The sequence below is a fragment of the Pseudarthrobacter siccitolerans genome (assembly GCF_030823375.1).
GTDB lineage: Bacteria > Actinomycetota > Actinomycetes > Actinomycetales > Micrococcaceae > Arthrobacter > Arthrobacter siccitolerans_A.
Genome location: NZ_JAUSXB010000001.1, coordinates 2,269,471 through 2,289,469, shown reverse-complemented (window position 1 = coordinate 2,289,469; position 19,999 = coordinate 2,269,471). Strand labels below are relative to the sequence as shown.

Here is a 19,999-nt window from a genome sequence, read left to right as displayed (position 1 = left end):
CTTTGAAAGGTTTTGGGAAGTACGACGGCGGCAGGCCGGGCTGGGTGCCTGGGCCTAGCCTTCGTTGGCGGCGGAGGCTTCGATGCTGCCGAACTTGGGGGTGTGGACGGAGCCGAGGGTGATGTGCACCGCTTGCTGGTCCGTGTAGAAATCGATGGAGCGGTAGCCGCCCTCGTGGCCGAGGCCGGAGGCCTTGACGCCGCCGAACGGGGTGCGCAGGTCGCGGACGTTGTGGCTGTTCAGCCAAACCATGCCGGCCTCCACGTTCTGGGAGAAGTTGTGCGCGCGCGTCAGGTTCTGCGTCCATATGTAGGCGGCCAGGCCGTACTTGGTGTTGTTCGCCAGGGCGAGGGCTTCGTCGTCGTTCTCGAACGGGGTGATGGCCACGACGGGTCCGAAGATTTCCTCCTGGAAGATCCGGGCATCGGGTGCGACGTCGGCGAACACGGTGGGGGCGATGTAGTTGCCCTCCGGCAGGTTCTCCGGCCGGCCGCCGCCCGCGAGAAGCCTGCCTTCGGACTTTCCTATCTCGACGTAGGAAGCCACCTTCTCGTAGTGCTCCGGGTGGACCAGGGCGCCCACCTGGGTTTTGGGATCATGAGGATCGCCCACCACAATGTTCTTCGCGCGGGCAGCGTACTTCTCGCAGAATTCGTCGTAGATGGCGCGTTCAACCAAGATGCGGGAGCCGGCGGTGCAGCGTTCGCCGTTGAGGGAGAAGACCCCGAACAGGGCCGAGTCGATGGCTGCGTCCAGGTCGGCGTCGGCGAACACGACGCAGGGGGACTTGCCGCCCAGCTCCATGGACAGGCCTTTGAGGTTGGTTGCAGCGTTGCGGAAGATCGTCTGGCCGGTGGTGGTTTCGCCGGTGAAGGAGATCAGCGGGACGTCCGGGTGCTTGACCAGGGCGTCGCCTGCTTCCTCGCCCAGGCCGTTGACCAGGTTGAAGACGCCGTCGGGCAGGCCGGCTTCCTTGAAGATGGTGGCCCAGAGGGAGGCGGACAGTGGGGTGAATTCGGCGGGCTTGAGGACCACGGTGTTGCCGGTGGCCAGGGCCGGGGCGAGCTTCCAGGACTCGAGCATGAACGGGGTGTTCCAGGGCGTGATCAGGCCGGCGACGCCGATCGGTTTGCGGTTCACGTAGTTGATCTGCGAGCCCGGAACCTTCATGGCGTCGTCGAACTGGGCCACGATCAGGTCCGCGAAGAAACGGAAGTTCTCGGCCGCACGCAGGGCCTGGCCCTTGGCCTGCGTGATGGGCAGGCCGGTGTCGAAGGTTTCCAGTTCGGCGAGCCGGGCTTCCTGGGCCTCGACGGCGTCGGCGATTTTGTTCAGGACCCGGGCGCGTTCGCGGGGCTTCATCTTGGGCCAGGGCCCGCTGACGAAGGCTTCGCGGGCTGCGGCTACGGCGAGGTCGATGTCCTCTTTCTGGCCGGCCGCGGCAGTGGCGTAGTTGGTGTTGGAGACCGGGTCCAGGACATCAAAGGTCTTGCCGCCCACCGAATCAACGAACTCGCCGTTGATGTAGTGCTGGATGTGGCGGGGCAAATCCTGCGGCACGTAATGGGTGGCTGTCTGTTCTGCAGTGAACGTCATTGTTGTTTCCTTACTGCTGAGGTGGGGGTCTTGCTCCCGGGGAGCGGGTCAGAGGTTCTTGGCCTGCGCGAGGTAGGCGTCGAGGGTGGCGGAGCGGTGCAAGCGCGCTGCCTTCTCGATGGCATCGGCATCTGCTCCGGATTCGATGAGCCGGAGCAGTGCCTCGTGCTCGTCTACTGAATCGTGGGCGCGGCCGGGGACAAAGCGGAAGGTGGAAGACCGCAGTGCCGCCAGCCGGTTCCAACCGCGGTGCACCAGGTCCAGGATGTGCGGATTCGGGCAGTGCTCAAACAGGACGCTGTGGAAGTCCTGGTTCAGCGCGGTGAACCTGACGGGGTCGAAGTGCTTCAGGCACTCGCGCATCTCGGCATTCACTCCACGGGCCCGGGCGATCGCTGCCGGGTCGATCAGCGGTGCGGACAGCGCTGTGGCGGCACCTTCGACGATGCTGAGGGTCTGCATGGTGTACAGGTATTCGGTGGGGTCGATCCCGGCCACGGTGGCGCCCACGTTGCGTTCGAACGTCACCAGGCCCTCGGCCTCAAGCCGGCGGATGGCCTCACGGACCGGGACCACGCTGAATCCCAGGTCCTTGGCGATGCTGCCCAGGACCAGCCGGTAACCGGGAGTGTAGGTTCCTTCGATGATCCGGGCTTTGACGGCCTGGTAGGCCTGCTCGGATTTGCTGCCCGCCGATGCCGCGGGAAGACCGGTCACTGTCTCAGTCATTCGGGTTACCTGCTGCCGGATTCATGGTGCCTGCCTTCCATTCCTCGTACCGGGCCTGCCATTCGGCATTCATCGGGTAGAGGCCGTCCACGCTGTTGCCCTGCTGGACCATTTCGAAGATGAAGCTCTCTTCCTGTTCCTGCGTGATGCAGTCCTCCACGAGTTCCTCGGCGATGGCCGGCGGGATCACCAGGATGCCGTCGGAGTCGGCCACGATGATGTCGCCGGGCTGGACGGTGGCTCCGCCGCAGGCGATGGTGATGTCCGTGTCCCACGGGATGTGGCGCCGCCCCAGCACGGCAGGGTGCGGGTTGGCGAAATAGGTGGGCATCTCCAGCCCGGCCACAGCTGAGAAGTCCCGCACGCCGCCGTCGGTAATGATGGCCGCGGCGCCGCGGACCTGGGCGCGCAGGGCAAGAATGTCACCCACCGTGCCGGTGCCCTTCTCGCCGCGGGCCTCCATGACCAGGATTTCGCCCTCGTTCACGGAATCGATGGCGCGCTTCTGGGCGTTGAACCCGCCGCCGTGGGTCTTGAACAGGTCCTCGCGGTTGGGAACGTACCGCAGGGTCCGGGCCAGGCCCACCACGCGGCGGTCCGGCCGGGTGGACTGCAGGCCGTCGATGCTGACGTTATTAAGGCCGCGTTTGCGAAGTTGCGAGGACAGGGTTGCCGTGGCGACACTTTCGAGATTGGCTTTCAGTCCGGGGGTGAGGACACTGGCTGCCGCGGGCAGTCCCGCAGCCTCACGCGAACCCCACGCCTCCTCCCGCTGCACGTCATCAACCTGGGGTCCGGCACCAAAGTCCGCGAACGGCGTCGTGCCTTCCTCCACCTTGGTGACCAAACGGCCGGTGGTGAGGTTCCCGGCTGAGACCTCCACTTCGAGCACATCCCCGGGCTTGGCGACAGACGCACCGGCAGGGGTGCCGGTGAGGATGATGTCCCCCTCCTCAAGGGTGAGCAGCTGGGACAGGTCGGCCACGAGCCGGGCAAACGGGAAGAGCAGGTCTTCCGTGATGTCATCCTGGACGAGCTGGCCGTTGTGCCAGGTGCGGATGCGAAGCTGGGCGGGGTCGACGGCGTCTGCCGGGATCAGTCCCGGGCCCACCGGGGTGAAACCGTCCCCGCCCTTGGACTTGAGGTTCGAACCCTTGTCCGCCCAGCGCAGGTCGTACACGCCAAGGTCATTGCCGGCTGTCACGGCGGCGACGTGGCTCCATGCGTCCTCGATACTGACGCGGCGGGCAGCCTTGCCGATGACCAGCGCGATCTCGCCCTCGTAGCCAAGAAGTTCGCATCCGGCGGGGCGTTCCACCGTGCTGCCGCTAAGCGAGAGCGACGACGACGGCTTGAGGAAGTAGGACGGCTGGACCGGCGTGCGTCCCCGTTGTGCGGCCCGACTGGGGTAGTTGATGTGCACCGCGATCACCTTGCGTGCCGCTGCGAGGGTCTCCCCGTTGACCTGCTCCAAAGCGTCTCCTAGCGAAGTACGAAATCGTATACGATCACCTTCGCGCTTTGGCTGACGCTTGTCAAGCGTTCGAGGCTCGCATTTTTGGCACCCTTGTCGTCCCCGTTACAGGTGGCGTACAGTATTGCCCCACACCCGAGTTTTCTCATATGGAAACCCTAGTTCTATTATCGAACAAGCCTTATGGCCGAAGAGCCACACAACGAAGTGAGGAATCCCGTGCAGTTTCACCACCACGGTTACGTATCCGGAGACCCGCGGGTAAAGCCGGCAGCTGGCGTCGGGCTGAACCGGCCCGACGAGCTCCCGGATGAAGTGGACGTCCTGATTGTCGGCACCGGGCCGGCGGGAATGCTCGCCGCGGCGCAGCTTTCCATGTTCCCGAATGTCAGCACGCGCATCATCGAGCGGCGTCCCGGACGGCTCGCCATCGGCCAGGCCGACGGCATCCAGGCGCGCAGCGTCGAAACCTTCCAGGCGTTCGGGTTCGCGGAGCGCATCATTGCCGAGGCCTACCGCATCACCGAGATGGCGTTCTGGAAGCCGGACCCCGCCAGCCATGCCAACATCATTCGTACCGCCCGCGCTGTCGACGACGAGATGGGCATCAGCGAGTTCCCGCACCTCATCGTCAACCAGGCGCGCGTGCTGGACTACTTCGCCGAGTTTGCCGCCAACTCGCCTACCCGCCTGAAGCCCGACTACGGCTACGACTTCCAGTCCCTTAGCGTCACGGACGAGGGCGACTTCCCCGTCACCGTGACACTCCTGCGCACTTCCGGGCCGAATGAGGGCCAGGAACGCATAGTGCGGGCTAAATATGTGGTGGGTGCCGATGGCGCGCGCAGCAAAGTGCGCACAGCGATTGGCTGCACTCTTGCCGGGGACCAGGCCAACCACGCCTGGGGCGTGATGGACACCCTCGCCGTGACCGACTTCCCCGATATCCGGACCAAGTGCGCCATCCAGGGGGAAAAAGGCAGCATCCTGCTGATCCCGCGCGAAGGCGGACATCTGTTCCGCATGTATGTGGACCTGGGCGAGGTGGACCCGGCCACCCATCACGCCGTCCGGAACACCACCATCGAGCAGATCATCCACAAGGCCAACGAGATCCTCCACCCCTACACGCTGGACGTCCGCAACGTGGCGTGGCACAGCGTCTACGAGGTGGGGCACCGGCTCACGGACAGGTTCGACGACGTCCTGCCGGAGGAGCGCGGTACGCGCACCCCGCGGGTGTTTATCACCGGCGACGCCTGCCACACGCACAGTGCCAAGGCGGGCCAGGGCATGAACGTTTCGATGCAGGACGGCTTCAACATCGCCTGGAAGCTCGGCCACGTGCTGGAAGGCCGCAGCCCGGAAGGCCTGCTGTCCACGTATTCCGCGGAGCGGCAGGTGGTGGCAAAGAATCTCATTGACTTCGACAAGGAATGGTCCACCATGATGGCCAAGAAGCCCGAGGAGTTCGAGAACCCCTCGGACCTCGAAGACTTCTACGTGCGCACTGCCGAGTTCCCGGCCGGATTCATGACCGAGTACGCGCCGTCCATGCTGGTGGCACCCGCGAAGCACCAGGACCTTGCCACCGGCTTCCCCGTGGGCAAGCGTTTCAAATCAGCACCGGTGGTGCGGGTGGGCGATACCAACCCCATGCACCTCGGCCACCACGCCACGGCGGACGGGCGGTGGCGGATCTACGTCTTCGCGGACGCCGCGCCCGCCGGTACGCACTCAGGGGTGGCGGACTTCGCCGGGTGGATCGCAAACTCGCCTGACTCGCCGCTGGCCGCAACGCCGTCGGACGCTGATCCTGACGCCTGGTTCGACGTGAAGGTGATTTACCAGCAACCGCACACGGCCGTGGACATTGGAAAGGTTCCCGCCGTCTTCAAGCCGCAGGTGGGCCCGTTCAAGCTGACCGATTACGAGAAGGTGTACGCCACCGATCCCGGGGCAGACATCTTCGAACTGCGCGGGCTGGACCGCGGCGGCGTGGTGGTGGTGGTGCGCCCGGACCAGTATGTGGCGAACGTCCTGCCGCTCACCGCGACGGCGGAACTGGGGGAGTTCTTTGCTGCCTTGCTGAAGCCGGGCCTGCTCAAGCCGCGCCAGGCAACGGGTCAGCCGCTGACGGTCTGAGCTGTCCTGTACTCCGCGGCCTCATAAACGCCAAGGATGCGCACCTCGGTGGTGAAGAAGTCCAGCTCCTCGAGGGCCAGCTTCAGCGGTAAGTCCCCGGGGTGACCTTCCACGTCGGCCATAAACATGGTGGCCGCGAACTCGTTGCCCACCATGTAGCTTTCCAGCCGCGTCATGTTGACGCCGTTCGTCGCGAAGCCGCCCAGCGCCTTGTACAGCGCGGACGGGACGTTGCGGACGCGGAACACGAAGCTGGTGACCGCCGGTCCGGGCAGTTCGTCCCGGGCCGGCAGCGCCATCTCCCGGGCCAGGACCACGAACCTTGTGGTGTTGGACGGATCATCCTCAACCCGGGAGGCCAGCACTTCCAGGCCGTAGATCTGCGCGGCCAGCGGGGGAGCGAGGGAGAGCTTGCGGGGATCGTTCCACTCGGCCACTTCACGGGCGGACCCGGCGGTGTCGCCCGCGATGACCGGCTTGAGGCCGTGCTCACGGATCAGCTTGCGGCACTGGCCCAGGGCGTGGATGTGGCTGTGGACCTCGGTGGCGTCCGCGATGGTGCTGCCCGGGATGCCCAGCAGGTCGAAGTGGATGGGCAGGAAGAACTCGCCCACGATCTGCAGGTTGGACTGGGGCAGCAGGATATGGATGTCCGCCACCCGCCCGGCAATCGAGTTTTCGATGGGGATCATGGCCAGGTCCGCCTCGCCGCTGGACACGAGTTCAAACGCGTCCTCGAAGCTGGCGCAGGGCACGCTTTCCATGTCCGGGAACATCTGCTTGCACGCGATATTGGAGTTGGCGCCGGGCTCACCCTGGTACGCAATCTTGGAGGCCATGATCCGTATGGTTTCACGTCCCGTGCCCGCCCGCCCAACTGGGTAGCGCTAAGTGTCGTTTTGGGCGGTCAAAACGACACTTGACGCTACTTAGTTGGGAAAAGGGAACATCAGCTGGGGGTGACGCGCAGCCAGAGATACTGGCGCGGTAGGAGCGTGACGCCGTCGTCCAGCTGCAGCGAGGCTTCGGAGAGAAGGTCGACGGCGGCGGCTGAGTATCCGGAAAAGGTTTCGGCGGGCAATGCCTGCGGTTCGTCGCTGAAGTTGGCCAGTGCCAGGACCCAGGTCTGCTCGCCGGGGCGCTGGTAGGCCAGCACGCGGGAGTTGTGGGTGGCGAAGTCCACCAGCCTTGTTCCTGCCAGCTCCGGAGCGCCGGCACGGACCTCGATCATTCGTTTCAGGCCCGCGTAGACGGCGCCTTCGGGAGTGGAAGGGTCATGGCGGCGGGCATACTGCTCCGCCGGGTAGTGCGGCCGGTGGACCCAGCGGGTGTCCGACTCATGCCCGGGTTCCGAGGCATAGCTGTAGTCGTTGACCTGGCCCACCTCGTCGCCGAGGTACAGCAGGGGAATGCCGCCGGTGCTGAAGGCAACCGAGTGGGCGAGGAGGATCCGCTCCACCGCCTCAGCCGGGTCCACCTCCATGCCGCACAGCGACGCCGTCGTGCCTGAAATCCTGCAGTCACCGGTCTTGGGGTTGTCCTGGAAGGGCACACCGCGGGCGAAGCTGCCGGGGAAGCGGTTGACGTAGAAGGAGTTCAGGAACCGGCGGTGGTCAAAGCCGTTGATGCCCAGTTCCGCCGCGTCCTCGTCAGCAAAAGTCCAGCCGATGTCGTCGTGGCTGCGGACGTAGTTCACCCAGGACGTGCCCTCGGCGATGTTGTGCCGGCGCTGCAGTGCCTGGGCCAGGAGCGACACGTCCCGGGTGGCCAGCGATTCCCAGATCAGCGCCATCTGCAGCGGGTTGTAGGAGATCTGGCACTCGGCAGGGTCGATGTAGAGCGCCACTTCGTCGGGGTGCACGATGGCCTCGGACTTGAACAGCAGCGACGGCGCGGCGAGCCGGCACACCGCGTTGAAGGCCTGGAGCAGCGTATGGGCTTCGGGGCGGTTTTCGCAGGGGGTGCCGAGCTGTTTCCAGATGAAGGCGACCGCATCCATGCGCAGGATGTCCACGCCCTGGTTGGCCAGGAACAGCATTTCGCCGGCCATGGCACGGAAAACGTCCGGGTTGGAGTAGTTCAGGTCCCATTGGTAGGTGTGGAAGGTGGCCCAGACCCAGCGGCCGTCCTCCATCCGGATGAAGGACCCGGGGTGGTTCTCCGGGAAGATCTCCCGCACATTCTGTTCAAAGGCGTCCGGCATGGTGCGGTCCGGGAAGATCCAGTAGTAATCGCTGAATTCGGGATCCCCGGCGGCGGCGCGCCGTGCCCACTCGTGCTCGTCGGAGGTGTGGTTGAAGATAAAGTCGACCACCAGGCTGATCCCGTTGGCTTTCAGTTCCGCCGCAAGCTCGCGCAGTTGTTCCATAGTGCCAAGTTTCGGGTTGACCTGGCGGTAACTGGAGACCGCATAACCGCCGTCGGAGTGCGGCTCCGGCGCCAGGAACAGCGGCATGAGGTGCAGGTAGGTGAGGCCCAGTTCCCTGAAGTACGGGATGCGGGCGCGGACTCCCTCCAGGCTTTCGGCGTACCGGTCCACGTAGCAGACCCCGCCCAGCATCTTGTTGGCCAGGAACCAGCCGCTGTTGGCTTCCCGCTCGGCGTCGAGGGCCTTCAGCTCCGCCGGGCGGTCCTGCCAGGAGCGGGCGTTCTGAAGGACCAGTGCGGTGAGCTGGTCCAGCCAGTCCTCGCGGGAACCGTACAGCGACTGGAAGAGACGGCAGAGGTCCGGGAAGTGCCGGTCGAACCGCCGCTGAAAGTCCGTCCCCGCGCCGCTGTCCGCCCTGGCAAGGGCCTCGACGACGTGCTGCCGCGCCGTCTCGTCCACACCGAATTCCTGCACGAAGGGACCCCTTCCGGCCGGCGGATCCGGCGATGTCTGGTAACGGCAGTATGCCACGGGCAGGTGATTCGGCACCGCCTTGGATTAAGTGGCGGACGCGTCCCGCTCCAGCCCGGGCATTGCGCTCAGGTACAACAACTGATCGCTGCGCGACAAAACCCTTGAGGCGGTCCGCTGCCATGCTGGATTCAACGGTGCAGGACCTTGAACCGCACCCTTCCCCCCCAGCGCTCATGACCGTTAAGAAGGATCCAATGAGTATTTCCAATTCCGAATCCCGGACTGCTGATGCAAGCCCCGCAAAGGAACACTCCACTGCCCTCCGCGCCGGCAGCATCGGCGTCATGGGAATCCTGTTCTTCGTTCTGTCCGCCCAGGCGCCCCTGACGGGAATCACCGGTGCTTCCCCCTTGGCCGCCGCCCTCGGCAACGGTGCCGGCGCCCCGGGCGCCTACCTGATTGTGGGCGTCGTTATTGTCATCTTCGCCGTGGGATTCGTGGCGATGAGCCGCAGGATCCAGGGCAGCGGCGCGTTTTACGCCTATGTCACGGCGGCCTTCGGCCGGAAGGCCGGAGCCGGCGCGGCCTGGTTGGCGCTCTTGGCGTACAGCACGGTTCAGGCAGCGATGTACGGGCTCTATGGGGCAGCGTTTTCCGGGCTGCTGGCTTCCGTTAGCGTCAACGTCCCCTGGTGGGCGCTGGCCCTGGCCACGATGGCCGGAGTGCAGGTGCTGGGCTCGCTCAACATCGAACTCGGCGCCAAGGTCCTCGCCCTGCTGGTGGGGCTCGAAGTGGCCATCCTGCTGATGTTCGGCTTCACGGTGCTCTTTAGCGGCGGCGGTCCCGAGGGGATCAGCATCGCGGCGTCCTTCTCCCCGGAGGCCATCGCCGCCGGCGCCCCGGGCGTGGCCATCATGTTCGCTGTGGCCTCGATGTTCGGCTTCGAATCCACCGCCATCTATTCGGCAGAAGCCAAGGACGCCCACCGCACCGTAGCGCGGGCCACCTACCTGTCAGTAGCCGTGATCGCCGTGTTCTTCTCGTTTATCTCCTGGATGCTGGTGAGCTACTACGGCCCCAGCCAGGTCATGGACGCAGCCGGTGCGGCCCTTGAATCGGGCGACTCCACCAGCTTTGTGCTGGCTCCCATGGTGGAACTGTTCGGACCGTGGGCCGGCACTGCCACGGGCATCCTGCTGGTGACGTCCCTGCTGGCCGGCATCATCGCCTTCCATAACGGCATCAACCGGTACCTTCACTCGCTGGCACTGCAGGGCTCCATGCCCGCCGTCCTGGCCCGGACCAACCGCCACAGCGCCCCCGCCGCGGCCGCCCGGATCCAGACCGCCACCGCCGTGGTACTGGTGGTTCCCTTCGCGCTGCTCGCGCTGGATCCTGTCCTGACCCTGTTCTCCTGGTTCAGCGGACTGGCTGTTGCTGCACTGCTGGTGCTGTACATCCTTTGTTCCGTGGCCGTGGTGGGATTTTTCCGGCGGGAGCGTGTGGAAGTCCAGCTCTGGCAGACCTTCCTGGCGCCTGCCCTGGCCACCCTGCTGCTGGCGTGGGTGCTGGCCCTGGTGGTCAGCAACTTCACCGCACTGATTGGCGGCAGCGCAGAAACGGCCGCGGCCCTGCTGGTGGCTGTCCCGGTGATGTTCGCCGCCGGTGTCCTGGTGGAGTCACGGATTGAACGGCGGCAGAAGGCCGGCAGTCTGGGGAACGCCGGTTAACGGACAGCTTCCTTCGCTGACGCGGTGAGGGGTTTGAAGGGCCCGGTCCGGTGCGACAGCATCGGCCCGGGCCATTCCCTTTGCGGCCAGGGTCCGCCGGGCAAGAACGCCGGCAAGGACGAGCAGCCCGCCCAGTAATACCGCTGCAGCGGCGGCTACCGACGGGCTGTGTGGCCACAGCCCGGCCAGCCCCAGGAAAGCCGGGATTGTAGCCGTGACCTGGCTGGTGAGCACCAGCGCCCAGCCCGTGAAGGTGTCTACCCGGGCCAGGCCCAGGGCCAGCGAGGCGAAAAGCAGCGCCCACAGCACGGACCAAACCAGCCACATAACGGACAGCAGGGGATCGTCACGAAGCCACGCCGCTGCCAGGAGCAGTCCAACGAAGGCCACCATGCCGCAGAACCAGCCCAGCCCCTTGGAGCCCAGCGCCAGCAGGACGTCCAGGCCCGCATAGACGTACGTTAGGCCGAACAGGAACATGCCGGCGGCAGTCAGTGCTGGGGTTGCAGGAGTGCCCGGGGACAGGACGACGACGCCGAGCACCACCTGGACGATACCCACCACGAGGCTCAGCACGGCTGCGTCGCGGCGGGGCAGGCGTCCCAGTGTTGCCAGCCCGTTGACCAGCAGCGGGGCACCGGAGAGGAGCAGGCAAATATACGGCATCAGGACGCCCCGGGGCCGGGAGAATTATTCCCCTCAAATTTCATAAGACGGAAGTTTGCTGTCACAATACGGAGATTAGCTGAAGCGCGCCCGCCCGCCTAACAGTGCGCAGTCGTAATCCGATAAGTTGAAACGTAAACTTTTTTCAGGACAACGCCGCCTCCTCGTGGCCGTCCCGTGCAGGCCACGTTAGGAAGAACTCATGGATGCACGGCTGGAAACCATCAGGAATACAGTTCTGGCGCGGAACCCCGGCGAGGCGGAATTCCACCAGGCCATCACCGAGGTCTTCGAAAGCCTCGGGCCGGTCCACGACCGCCACCCCGAGTTCCTTGAAGCAGCCATCCTGGAACGCCTCTGCGAACCCGAGCGGCAGATCATCTTCCGCGTCCCCTGGACTGACGACCACGGCCGGGTTCAGATCAACCGCGGCTTCCGGGTGGAATTCAACTCGGCACTGGGCCCGTACAAGGGCGGGCTGAGGTTCCATCCGTCGGTGAATCTTGGCATCGTCAAATTCCTCGGCTTTGAGCAGATCTTCAAGAATGCACTGACCGGCATGCCCATCGGCGGCGGCAAGGGCGGCTCCGACTTCGACCCGCGTGGCCGCAGCGACGCCGAGGTCATGCGGTTCTGCCAGTCCTTCATGACCGAGCTTTACCGCCACATCGGCGAGTACACCGACGTCCCGGCCGGCGACATCGGGGTGGGCGGGCGTGAAATCGGCTACCTCTTCGGCCAGTACAAGCGCATCACCAACCGCTACGAATCCGGCGTCCTCACCGGCAAGGGGATCTCCTGGGGCGGGTCCCTGGTGCGGCCGGAAGCAACGGGTTTCGGGACAGTCATCTTCGCCAACGAGATGCTCAAGACCCGCGGGCTCTCCTTCGACGGGCAGCGCGTGGTGGTCTCCGGCTCCGGAAACGTGGCCATCAATGCCATCGCCAAGGCGCAGGCACTGGGCGCCACGGTGGTTGCCTGCTCGGACTCCAGCGGCTACATCATCGACGAGTCAGGGATCGACGTTCCGCTGCTGCGCCAGGTCAAGGAAGTGGAGCGCGCCCGGCTCAAGGAATACGGCGTCCGCAAGCCGGGCGCCACGTACGTGGACGGCGGTTCCGTCTGGGACGCCGCCGGCCCCACCGTGGCGCTGCCGTGTGCAACGCAGAACGAGCTCGACGGCGCTGCTGCCGCCGCCTTGGTGCGGGGCGGCCTGCTCGCCGTGGGTGAAGGGGCCAACATGCCCAGCACGCCCGACGCCGTCTCCGTCTTCCAGCAGGCCGGTGTCCTGTTCGCACCCGGCAAGGCAGCCAACGCCGGGGGTGTGGCCACCTCCGCCCTGGAGATGCAGCAGAACGCCAGCCGCGATTCCTGGTCCTTCGAGCACACCGAGCAGCGGCTCACGGACATCATGGTGGGAATCCATGACCTGTGCGCTGCCACCGCGGAGGAATACGGTGCGCCCGGCGACTACGTCCTCGGTGCCAACGTCGGCGGATTCGTGAAGGTGGCCGACGCGATGCTCGCGCAGGGGCTGATCTAAGCCGGGCATGCCAAGCCGGCGCCATCCGCCGTCGTGCACTAATGCCCGCCGGTGCTGATGCTCAGGCGCCCCGGCGCCAGTCGGTGGGGGACATGCCGAAAGCGTCGCGGAAGGTGCGGCTGAAGTGGGCCGCATCAAGGAACCCCCAGCGGGAAGCCACCGCACTGACGGACTTCCCGGCGTGCAGGGGATCCCGCAGGTCGCGGCGCGATCCGTCAAGGCGCTGGCTCCGGATCCAGCCGGCCACGGTGTTGCCGGACTCGTGGAAGACGTTGTGCAGGTGCCTGGTGGAGATGAAGTGCGCGGCCGCGATGCTCGCCGGGCAGAGCAGCGGATCGGACAGGTTGCCCTCGATGTATTCGCGAACGGACGCGGCCAGCAGGGCCTGCGGCTTCATCCGGTCCGGGGCGATGTCCATTTCTGCATGCAGCATGGTGGACACCAGGTCCAGGGCATTGGTGGCCAGCCGCGACCCGCTGGGACCGCTCAGGATGTCGATATTTTCGGCGAGCTGGCGGATGAACTGTCCCACGATCCCGCTCAGGCCCGTGCTGCCGGGCATCCTGACGGCGGAGAGCTGGCCAACGTAATCCGTGGGCAGCGTGAGGGCGCCGCATGGAAACATCACCACCATCATCCGGGCCTGTTCCTCGAACGCCAGGGTGTACGGGCGGTTGGTGTCATAGATGGCCAGATCACCGGGCTGGAGCAGCGCCTCCCGGTTGTCCTGGATGAGGAGTCCGGTGCCCTCAAGCTGGAGGCTGAGCTTGAAATAGCGCTCGCCGGCCTGGGCAATGAGCGCTGGCGTGCGGTGGACCTCATGGGATGTGGCGGTGACTTCCACGATGGACATCCGGTCCAGTACCCGCGCGCGCAGCTGCCCGCGGAAGCCGTCCACGTCAGCCGTTTTTGCCGTGAGCGGCACAAAGGACTCGGCCACGAGGTGCTTCCAGTGGTCGAAAGACGCCGCAACCCTGGTGGTGAGGTTCTGGTTCTGGCTGGCGGGCGAGGCTGGTGCTTGCATGGATGTTCCTGACGACGGGCGGGCCATCTGACATTCCCCCGAAACTGTGTCCTGCAACACAGTCCCATCAGGTTAGTGCCACCCGCCGTCTTTTTTCAACACTTGGCGAAAAAAGAATTGCCGCTATTTGTTCTTCCCCCGGGCTGCCACCGCCCAGCGATCAGTCAGCCTGCCCTGGCTCACAACGGCCACGTCATCCACGAGATTGATGGCGAGGCAGACGTGGTTGGGGATGACCCGGAGACGCGTACCGATGGCCGGCGGCGCGCCGTCGTTGTGCCACTCCACTGTGGCGTGGTGCTCTGACAGTGCGGTGATTCTTGCCCCGGGGTGGTCCATCAGGCGCCCGAACCCGCTGGCCCAGGCCGGCCGGTCGCTGCCCAGGATCTTGCTCCCGGCGTCAAGGATGAACCGCTGCGGGCTGTCCGGAGCGGTGGTGTGGTGGCTGACCACGGTGGCCGCAACCGCCAGTGCGATGTCCTCAAGGGCGCAACGGCCCAGCTCCAGCTGCTGGGCATCACCGAAGACGTAGACGCCGGGACGCACTTCGGTGGCAGCAGAGCCTTCGGTGAGGAGCGCCGTCGGGGTGGATCCTCCACTTCGCACAGCGGCCTCGAAGCCCGCCGCGCCCAGCGCTTCCGCTGCCCGGTGCAGGGCGTCCTGCTCCTGCACCGCCGCTTCGACGGGCATGCCTGGCGCATAGCTGTGGCCGGGGAAGGTGAAGACCCCTGCCACCTTGAGGCCGGCGCCGGACGCTGCCTGGGCAACGGCTGCTGCTGCTTCAGCCTGGACGCCGCTGCGGTGGTGGCCGCTGTCGATCTCCACCAGCACGCTGATCTCCCCGGCGGCATCGCCGAGACCTGCACCCAGCGCGGAAGCTCCGGCTGCCGAGTCCACGCCTACTGAAATTTTCGCGCTTGCTACAAGCTGCCGGAGCCGCACTGCCTTTTGCGGAGAGACCCACAGGGGGTAGGCAATGAAGAGATCCTGGACTCCTGACGCGGCGAACACTTCCGCCTCGCCGATAGTGGCCACGGTCAGCCCAACCGCCCCGGCCGCGAGTTGCCGGGCGGCGATCTCCGGGATCTTGTGGGTCTTGGCGTGCGGACGCAGGACGAGTCCTTTCGCCTGCACGGCCCGGGCCATCCGGGTGATGTTGCGGTCCAGGACGTCAACGTCCACGAGGATCTCGGGAGTGTCGATGTCAGCAGGAATGGTCGCGGCTGCGCTCTCAGCGTTCAATGGTCCGCCGGCTGGCTCAGCAGGGCCAGGTAGCCCTCAAGCTGGTGGTGGTGACCGAAGTCTCCGCGGCCCGCCGGTGCCAGGGCTGCCTCGATCTGTGCGCCCAGCAGCATGTTCAGGAGCTGGCCGGCCAGGGCGTCATCGTCGACAGCGGTACTCACGTCGCCTGCGTCCCGGGCCTCCGCGAGGCAATGCCGGATGACCGTAAGCCACTCGGCCATTGACTGCTGGTGGATCAATGCTTTTTGCGGGTCGTTGACCGCCTTCTGCCAGAAGGGGATCACGATCCGCGCCTCGTTGACGCGCTCCTCGTCCAGGGGCAGCACCTCGAGGCAAAAGGCCCGCAGGGCAGCAAGGCCGGACTGGCCTTGCGTAACCTCCGCGATCCGCTGGTTCGTGCGGTTGAACACATGGCTGAAGGCGAATTCGAGCAAGGTGTCCTTGGTGGGGAAGTAGGGCTTCAGGGCGCCGTTGGCGAAGCCTGCCTCCATGGCGATCTCGCGCATCGTGGCGCCCTCCAGGCCATGGCGCGCAATGATGCGCCATGTCGCATCCACCAGTTCCAGGCGCCGCTCATCATGGTCAACAATCTTTGGCACCGCAGCTGCTCCCCGGAAATATTTTCGCCCAAACCCTTGTGGCCCATCTTACGTACAGCTTATTCTCTACAACTATAGAAAATAAACCGACCGACCCACCAGGGGTCCGATCAAAGGCTTGACCATGACGCTTGCACCCGTTGACACCGCATCAACATTCGGCCTCGCCACCGCCCCGGAGATCCTGGAGATACGGTCCGTCCTGCAGTCGGAGGACCTCCTTGGGGCGCAGCACCGCATTGCGTACCTGGGACTCCTGGATCCGGTCCGGGGCGGCCGGCCCGGAGCCGAAGGCGGCGCCGACCAGGCGGAGGATCGGCGCTTCCGGATCTTTATCCACGACGTCTCCGGGGCTGCGCCAAGCGATGTCATCGTCTCCCTGACGCACCAGAAGGTGGAATCCGCCGTCGTGCTCGATACCGCCGTGACCGGTGAACTTCCCGTTCTCGAGGAGGAGTTCGAACTGGTGGAGTCGCTGCTGGCCGCTGACCAGCGCTGGCTGGACGCCCTTGCTGCCCGCGGCCTGGACGTCGCTGGCGTCCGCGTGGCGCCGCTGTCCGCCGGCGTATTCGAGTACGCGGAGGAGAAGGGGCGCCGGATCCTCCGGGGCCTGGCTTTCGTCCAGGACTTCCCGGCGGACAGCGCCTGGGCACATCCCGTGGACGGACTGCTGGCCTACGTGGACGTGGTGAACAAGGAAGTCATGCAGGTCATCGACCTCGGGGTTATGCCCATCCCGGCTGACCATGGCAACTACACGGACCCGGAGTTGACCGGCCCCCTGCGGACCACCCAGAAGCCCATCAGCATCACGCAGCCAGAAGGCCCCAGCTTCACCGTCATCGGCGGAAACCATGTGGAGTGGGAAAAGTGGAGCGTGGACGTGGGCTTCGACGTCCGCGAAGGAGTGGTCCTGCACAACCTGGGCTTCCGTGACGGCGGCCGGCTGCGGCCCATCATCAACCGTGCTTCCATCGCCGAGATGGTGGTCCCGTACGGCGACCCGTCACCGATCCGGTCGTGGCAGAACTACTTCGACACCGGCGAATACCTGGTGGGCCAGTACGCCAACTCCCTGGAGCTCGGCTGCGACTGCCTGGGCGACATCACCTACCTCAGCCCCGTCATCTCGGACGCCTTCGGCAATCCGCGCGAGATCCGCAACGGCATCTGCATGCATGAGGAGGACTGGGGCGTCCTCTCCAAGCACTCGGACCTCTGGACCGGGATCAACTACACCCGCCGGAACCGCCGCCTGGTGATCTCCTTCTTCACCACCATCGGCAACTACGATTACGGCTTCTACTGGTACCTGTACCTGGACGGCACCATCGAGTTCGAGGCCAAGGCCACCGGCGTGGTCTTCACCTCCGCGTTCCCGGAGGGCGGCTCGGACAACATTTCCCAGCTCGCCCCGGGACTGGGCGCACCCTTCCACCAGCACCTCTTCAGCGCCCGGCTGGACATGGCCGTTGACGGTTTCACGAACCGGGTGGAGGAGGAGGACGTGGTCCGCCAGGCGATGGGCCCGGGCAACGAACGCGGCAATGCCTTCTCCCGCAGGCGCACTCTCCTCGCCAGCGAATCGGAGGGTGTCCGAGAGGCCGATGCCCGCAGCGGCCGGACGTGGATCATCTCCAACCCGGAGTCCCGGAACCGGCTGGGAGAGCCGGTGGGCTACAAACTCCACTCTGAAAACCAGCCCACCCTGCTCGCTGACCCGGGATCCTCGATCGCCAAGCGGGCAGCCTTCGCCACCAAGGACCTGTGGGTGACCCGCTACGCGGAGGACGAGCGGTACCCCACGGGCGACTTCGTCAACCAGCACTCCGGCGGAGCCGGCCTGCCCGCCTTTGTGGCGGAGGACCGGGAACTCGACGGCCAGGACATCGTGGTGTGGCACACCTTTGGGCTGACCCACTTCCCGCGGATGGAGGACTGGCCCATCATGCCCGTGGACACCGTGGGCTTCAAGCTCCGCCCCGAGGGCTTCTTTGACCGCAGCCCGGTGCTGGACGTCCCCGCCAACCCGAACCAGCAGGTATCCTCCTGCCACAGCGAGGGAACCACCGGTGGCTCCTGCCACTAGCCCCGTCCACGACAAGATGGAAAGGCCGACGACGGCAGGACGGGTCCGCACCCGCGGTCCCGTCGTGCATCCCCGGGCCTGCGCCGTGGTCACCGCTGCTTCCTGCGCGACGCACCTCTGGGTGGCAGTAGCGGGCCACCATGGCGCTTGGCTGGGCCTCCTCATGATTGCCTTGGCCGCCGTCTGCGTGCCGTGCACGGTTCATGTGTGGCGCCACAGCCGCATCGGCGCGCTGCATCACGTGACTCTTGTGGCGTTGGCCATGGTCGCACTGCATGTCGCATTGCTGCTCGGCACCGGAGGTGCCGGACACACGCATGGCGGAGGGCCGGCGTCGTACGCTGCGCGGGCGGGCGCCGCCCAGCTGCTGCTGGTCATCGGACTGGAACTGGCGACGGCGTTGCTCGCCGCCACACTGGTGGCGCGGCTGCGCCGGGGGAGCCGCAGCCGCAGCCAATGCACCTGATCTGCTTACCCCTGGCCGAACCAGTCCCGGGCCGGGTTGCTGACTTCCGGGGCCGCACGATGGAGCTCCGGCTGGGCCGCCCACTTCACGCCGTTGGCCAGGACCCGCTGGATCTGCGGGTGGTGGTAGACCGGGTATTCCTGGTCGCCCGGGCTGAAGTAGAAGATGCGGCCTTTCCCGCGGGTGAAGGTGACGCCGGAGCGGAACACCTCGCCGCCGGCGAAGGAGCTGATGAAAATCAGGTCGTCCGGGTCCGGGATGTCGAACAGCTCGCCGTACATCTCCTGCTCGGGGATAACGATCGGGCTGTCCACGCCTTCGGCGATGGGGTGGGAGGGCTTGACGGTCCACACCAGCTCCCGCTCGCCGTCGTTCCGCCAGGCCAGGGAGCAGCTGGTGCCCAGCAGCTTGGTGAACACCTTGGCGAAGTGCCCCGAGTGGAGCACGATCAATCCCATGCCGCCGAGGACGTGCCGGTGGACGCGTTCGACGACGGCGTCGCTCACCTCGTGATGGGCCATGTGTCCCCACCAAAGCAGGACATCGGTCTCGGCAAGGATCTCCTCGTCGAGGCCGTGTTCATCGTCCGTGGCCAGGACTGCCGTCGTGATCTCGGCGTCAGGGTAGTAGGAGCGCAGCCCGGCTGCGATGGCACCGTGGATCCCGTTCGGGTAGATTTCCCCGATGTGAGACGGCTCGTTGAGTGCCTCGTGGACACCCTCGTTCCAGACCCGGATTTTCAGCTTGTCGTTCATTAGAGACGAACCTCCCTCTGCTCGCGTGCCGACTGGTAGCACGCATCGATGATTTGGGCGCGGTAGAGCGCCAAGGATCCATCATGTTCACCCCATACTTCCGTACCGCCGCGAACGGCCGTCACGAAGTCTTCAATCACGGCATCGTGGGCGCGGCCCGGCAGCGCGGAAGGCACGTAGTCGGCGTTCTCGCCGTCCTTTTCGGTGAACACCTTGAGCTTTCCCACCGGGGCGAACGGTGCCCCCTGTACCTTGAGCTCCGCTCCGCCGTCGGTCCCGTAGACCGTGAAGTCCAGCAGGTCATCCGTCTCCCGGTAGCTGGCCCAGCCTGCCTCTATCAGCAGCGTGGCGCCGCCCTCCAGCCGCAGGAACGCGGAGGCGAAGTCTTCCACCTCGAACGCGTGGCTGGTGGCCATCGCGGTATATCGGTCGTTTCCGCCGCGGCCCCGCGGGCCCAGCTCTGAATGGGTGGTTGCGGATACGGCAACCACCTTCGGTTCGCCCAGGAGGTGCAGGGCATAGTCGAGGGCGTGAACGCCAATGTCGGCAAGGGGCCCGCCCCCTGCGAGCTCGGGATTGGTGAACCAGCTCCCCAGCATGGGGATGCCGGAGCGCCGCAGCCATGACGCCTTGGCGTAGTACGGGCGGCCCACGCCGCCGCCGTCGATCACTTCCTTGAGCGCCTTGATGTCGCCGCGGCGGCGGTGGTTGAAGGCGATGTCCAGGACGCGGCCGGCCTTGCGTGCGGCGTCCACCATGGCCTGGCCTTCGACGGCGTTGCGCGCGATGGGCTTCTCGCTCAGCACGTGGATTCCCCGTTCCAGGGCGGCAACGGCGATGGGCGCGTGCAGGAAGGTAGGCACTGCCACGCTGATCGCATCCAGGCCACCGTGTTCCAGCATCTCTTCCCAGCCGGCGAACGCGTTCGGGATCGAGTATTCTGCCTGCAGCGAGTCGCGGAGCTCCTGCTCCATCCCCGCCAGCGACACGATGCGGACGCCTTCCAGCGAGTCGTAGGCCTTCAGGTGCTGCTGGCCCGCCCAGCCAATGCCGACGACGCCTACCCTCAGTTCTTCGGCTTGTGGTTCTTCCAGGGCAG

16 protein-coding genes are annotated in these 19,999 nt (G+C 65.9%); 5 read left to right on the top strand and 11 right to left on the bottom strand.

Annotated elements, in window-relative coordinates:
• Nucleotides 1–54 precede the first annotated feature (54 nt).
• From hpaE to QFZ36_RS10715, 3 genes are read right to left on the bottom strand one after another with little or no spacing between them, the layout of a single operon-like run.
• Complete coding sequence (gene hpaE / locus QFZ36_RS10725; RefSeq protein ID WP_306636298.1) at nt 55–1,596, bottom strand: 5-carboxymethyl-2-hydroxymuconate semialdehyde dehydrogenase; 1,542 nt, start codon at nt 1,594–1,596, stop codon at nt 55–57.
• 48 nt (nt 1,597–1,644) lie between these two features.
• Complete coding sequence (locus QFZ36_RS10720; protein WP_306636296.1) at nt 1,645–2,325, bottom strand: GntR family transcriptional regulator; 681 nt, start codon at nt 2,323–2,325, stop codon at nt 1,645–1,647.
• On the bottom strand, nt 2,318–3,799 hold the full coding sequence (locus QFZ36_RS10715; protein WP_306636294.1) for a fumarylacetoacetate hydrolase family protein: 1,482 nt from the start codon (nt 3,797–3,799) through the stop codon (nt 2,318–2,320). Before QFZ36_RS10715 ends, QFZ36_RS10720 begins: the two co-directional genes overlap by 8 nt.
• 219 nt (nt 3,800–4,018) lie before the next feature.
• Between QFZ36_RS10715 and QFZ36_RS10710 the strand changes: the two genes are divergently transcribed.
• Nucleotides 4,019–5,944 carry an FAD-binding monooxygenase gene (locus tag QFZ36_RS10710; RefSeq protein ID WP_306636292.1) on the top strand — a complete coding sequence of 642 codons (1,926 nt, stop codon included), beginning with the start codon at nt 4,019–4,021 and terminating at the stop codon, nt 5,942–5,944.
• Here the strand turns inward: QFZ36_RS10710 and QFZ36_RS10705 are convergent.
• A complete protein-coding gene (locus QFZ36_RS10705) occupies nt 5,926–6,783 on the bottom strand; it encodes a prephenate dehydratase (RefSeq protein ID WP_306636290.1) in 858 nt (285 codons plus the stop codon). The two genes, QFZ36_RS10710 and QFZ36_RS10705, sit on opposite strands and share 19 nt — an antisense overlap.
• 110 nt (nt 6,784–6,893) lie before the next feature.
• Complete coding sequence (locus tag QFZ36_RS10700; RefSeq protein ID WP_306636288.1) at nt 6,894–8,786, bottom strand: amylosucrase; 1,893 nt, start codon at nt 8,784–8,786, stop codon at nt 6,894–6,896.
• Nucleotides 8,787–9,040: 254 nt separating this feature from the next.
• Between QFZ36_RS10700 and QFZ36_RS10695 the strand changes: the two genes are divergently transcribed.
• Nucleotides 9,041–10,516, top strand: coding sequence for an APC family permease (locus QFZ36_RS10695; RefSeq protein WP_306636286.1), 1,476 nt, complete (start codon nt 9,041–9,043; stop codon nt 10,514–10,516).
• On the opposite strand, the gene QFZ36_RS10690 is transcribed toward QFZ36_RS10695, so the two are convergent.
• Nucleotides 10,466–11,182, bottom strand: a complete 717-nt coding sequence (locus QFZ36_RS10690; RefSeq protein ID WP_306636284.1) for an AmiS/UreI family transporter — start codon at nt 11,180–11,182, stop codon at nt 10,466–10,468. The two genes, QFZ36_RS10695 and QFZ36_RS10690, sit on opposite strands and share 51 nt — an antisense overlap.
• 202 nt (nt 11,183–11,384) lie before the next feature.
• Between QFZ36_RS10690 and gdhA the strand changes: the two genes are divergently transcribed.
• Nucleotides 11,385–12,725 (top strand): NADP-specific glutamate dehydrogenase, encoded by a 1,341-nt coding sequence (gdhA, locus tag QFZ36_RS10685; protein ID WP_306636282.1) that lies wholly within the window; start codon nt 11,385–11,387, stop codon nt 12,723–12,725.
• Between the two features lie 61 nt (nt 12,726–12,786).
• Here the strand turns inward: gdhA and QFZ36_RS10680 are convergent, their stop codons facing one another.
• The 3 genes from QFZ36_RS10680 to QFZ36_RS10670 all read right to left on the bottom strand — a co-directional run bounded on the left by QFZ36_RS10680 (nt 12,787) and on the right by QFZ36_RS10670 (nt 15,590).
• Complete coding sequence (locus QFZ36_RS10680) at nt 12,787–13,749, bottom strand: AraC-like ligand-binding domain-containing protein (protein ID WP_306636280.1); 963 nt, start codon at nt 13,747–13,749, stop codon at nt 12,787–12,789.
• 123 nt (nt 13,750–13,872) lie between these two features.
• Nucleotides 13,873–14,991, bottom strand: a complete 1,119-nt coding sequence (locus tag QFZ36_RS10675) for an alanine racemase (RefSeq protein WP_306636278.1) — start codon at nt 14,989–14,991, stop codon at nt 13,873–13,875.
• Entirely contained in the window at nt 14,988–15,590 is a 603-nt protein-coding gene (locus QFZ36_RS10670; protein WP_306636276.1) for a TetR/AcrR family transcriptional regulator, read from the bottom strand. The genes QFZ36_RS10675 and QFZ36_RS10670 overlap by 4 nt, the downstream gene beginning before the upstream one ends.
• 124 nt (nt 15,591–15,714) lie before the next feature.
• Between QFZ36_RS10670 and QFZ36_RS10665 the strand changes: the two genes are divergently transcribed.
• Together QFZ36_RS10665 and QFZ36_RS10660 are read left to right on the top strand one after the other, a co-directional pair.
• Nucleotides 15,715–17,679, top strand: a complete 1,965-nt coding sequence (locus QFZ36_RS10665) for a primary-amine oxidase (protein ID WP_306636274.1) — start codon at nt 15,715–15,717, stop codon at nt 17,677–17,679.
• 16 nt (nt 17,680–17,695) lie between these two features.
• Entirely contained in the window at nt 17,696–18,145 is a 450-nt protein-coding gene (locus QFZ36_RS10660; protein WP_306639174.1) for a hypothetical protein, read from the top strand.
• Between the two features lie 5 nt (nt 18,146–18,150).
• On the opposite strand, the gene QFZ36_RS10655 is transcribed toward QFZ36_RS10660, so the two are convergent.
• Nucleotides 18,151–18,900, bottom strand: a complete 750-nt coding sequence (locus QFZ36_RS10655; RefSeq protein WP_306636272.1) for a ThuA domain-containing protein — start codon at nt 18,898–18,900, stop codon at nt 18,151–18,153.
• Nucleotides 18,900–19,994 (bottom strand): Gfo/Idh/MocA family protein, encoded by a 1,095-nt coding sequence (locus QFZ36_RS10650; protein ID WP_306639172.1) that lies wholly within the window; start codon nt 19,992–19,994, stop codon nt 18,900–18,902. The genes QFZ36_RS10655 and QFZ36_RS10650 overlap by 1 nt, the downstream gene beginning before the upstream one ends.
• Nucleotides 19,995–19,999 lie beyond the last annotated feature (5 nt).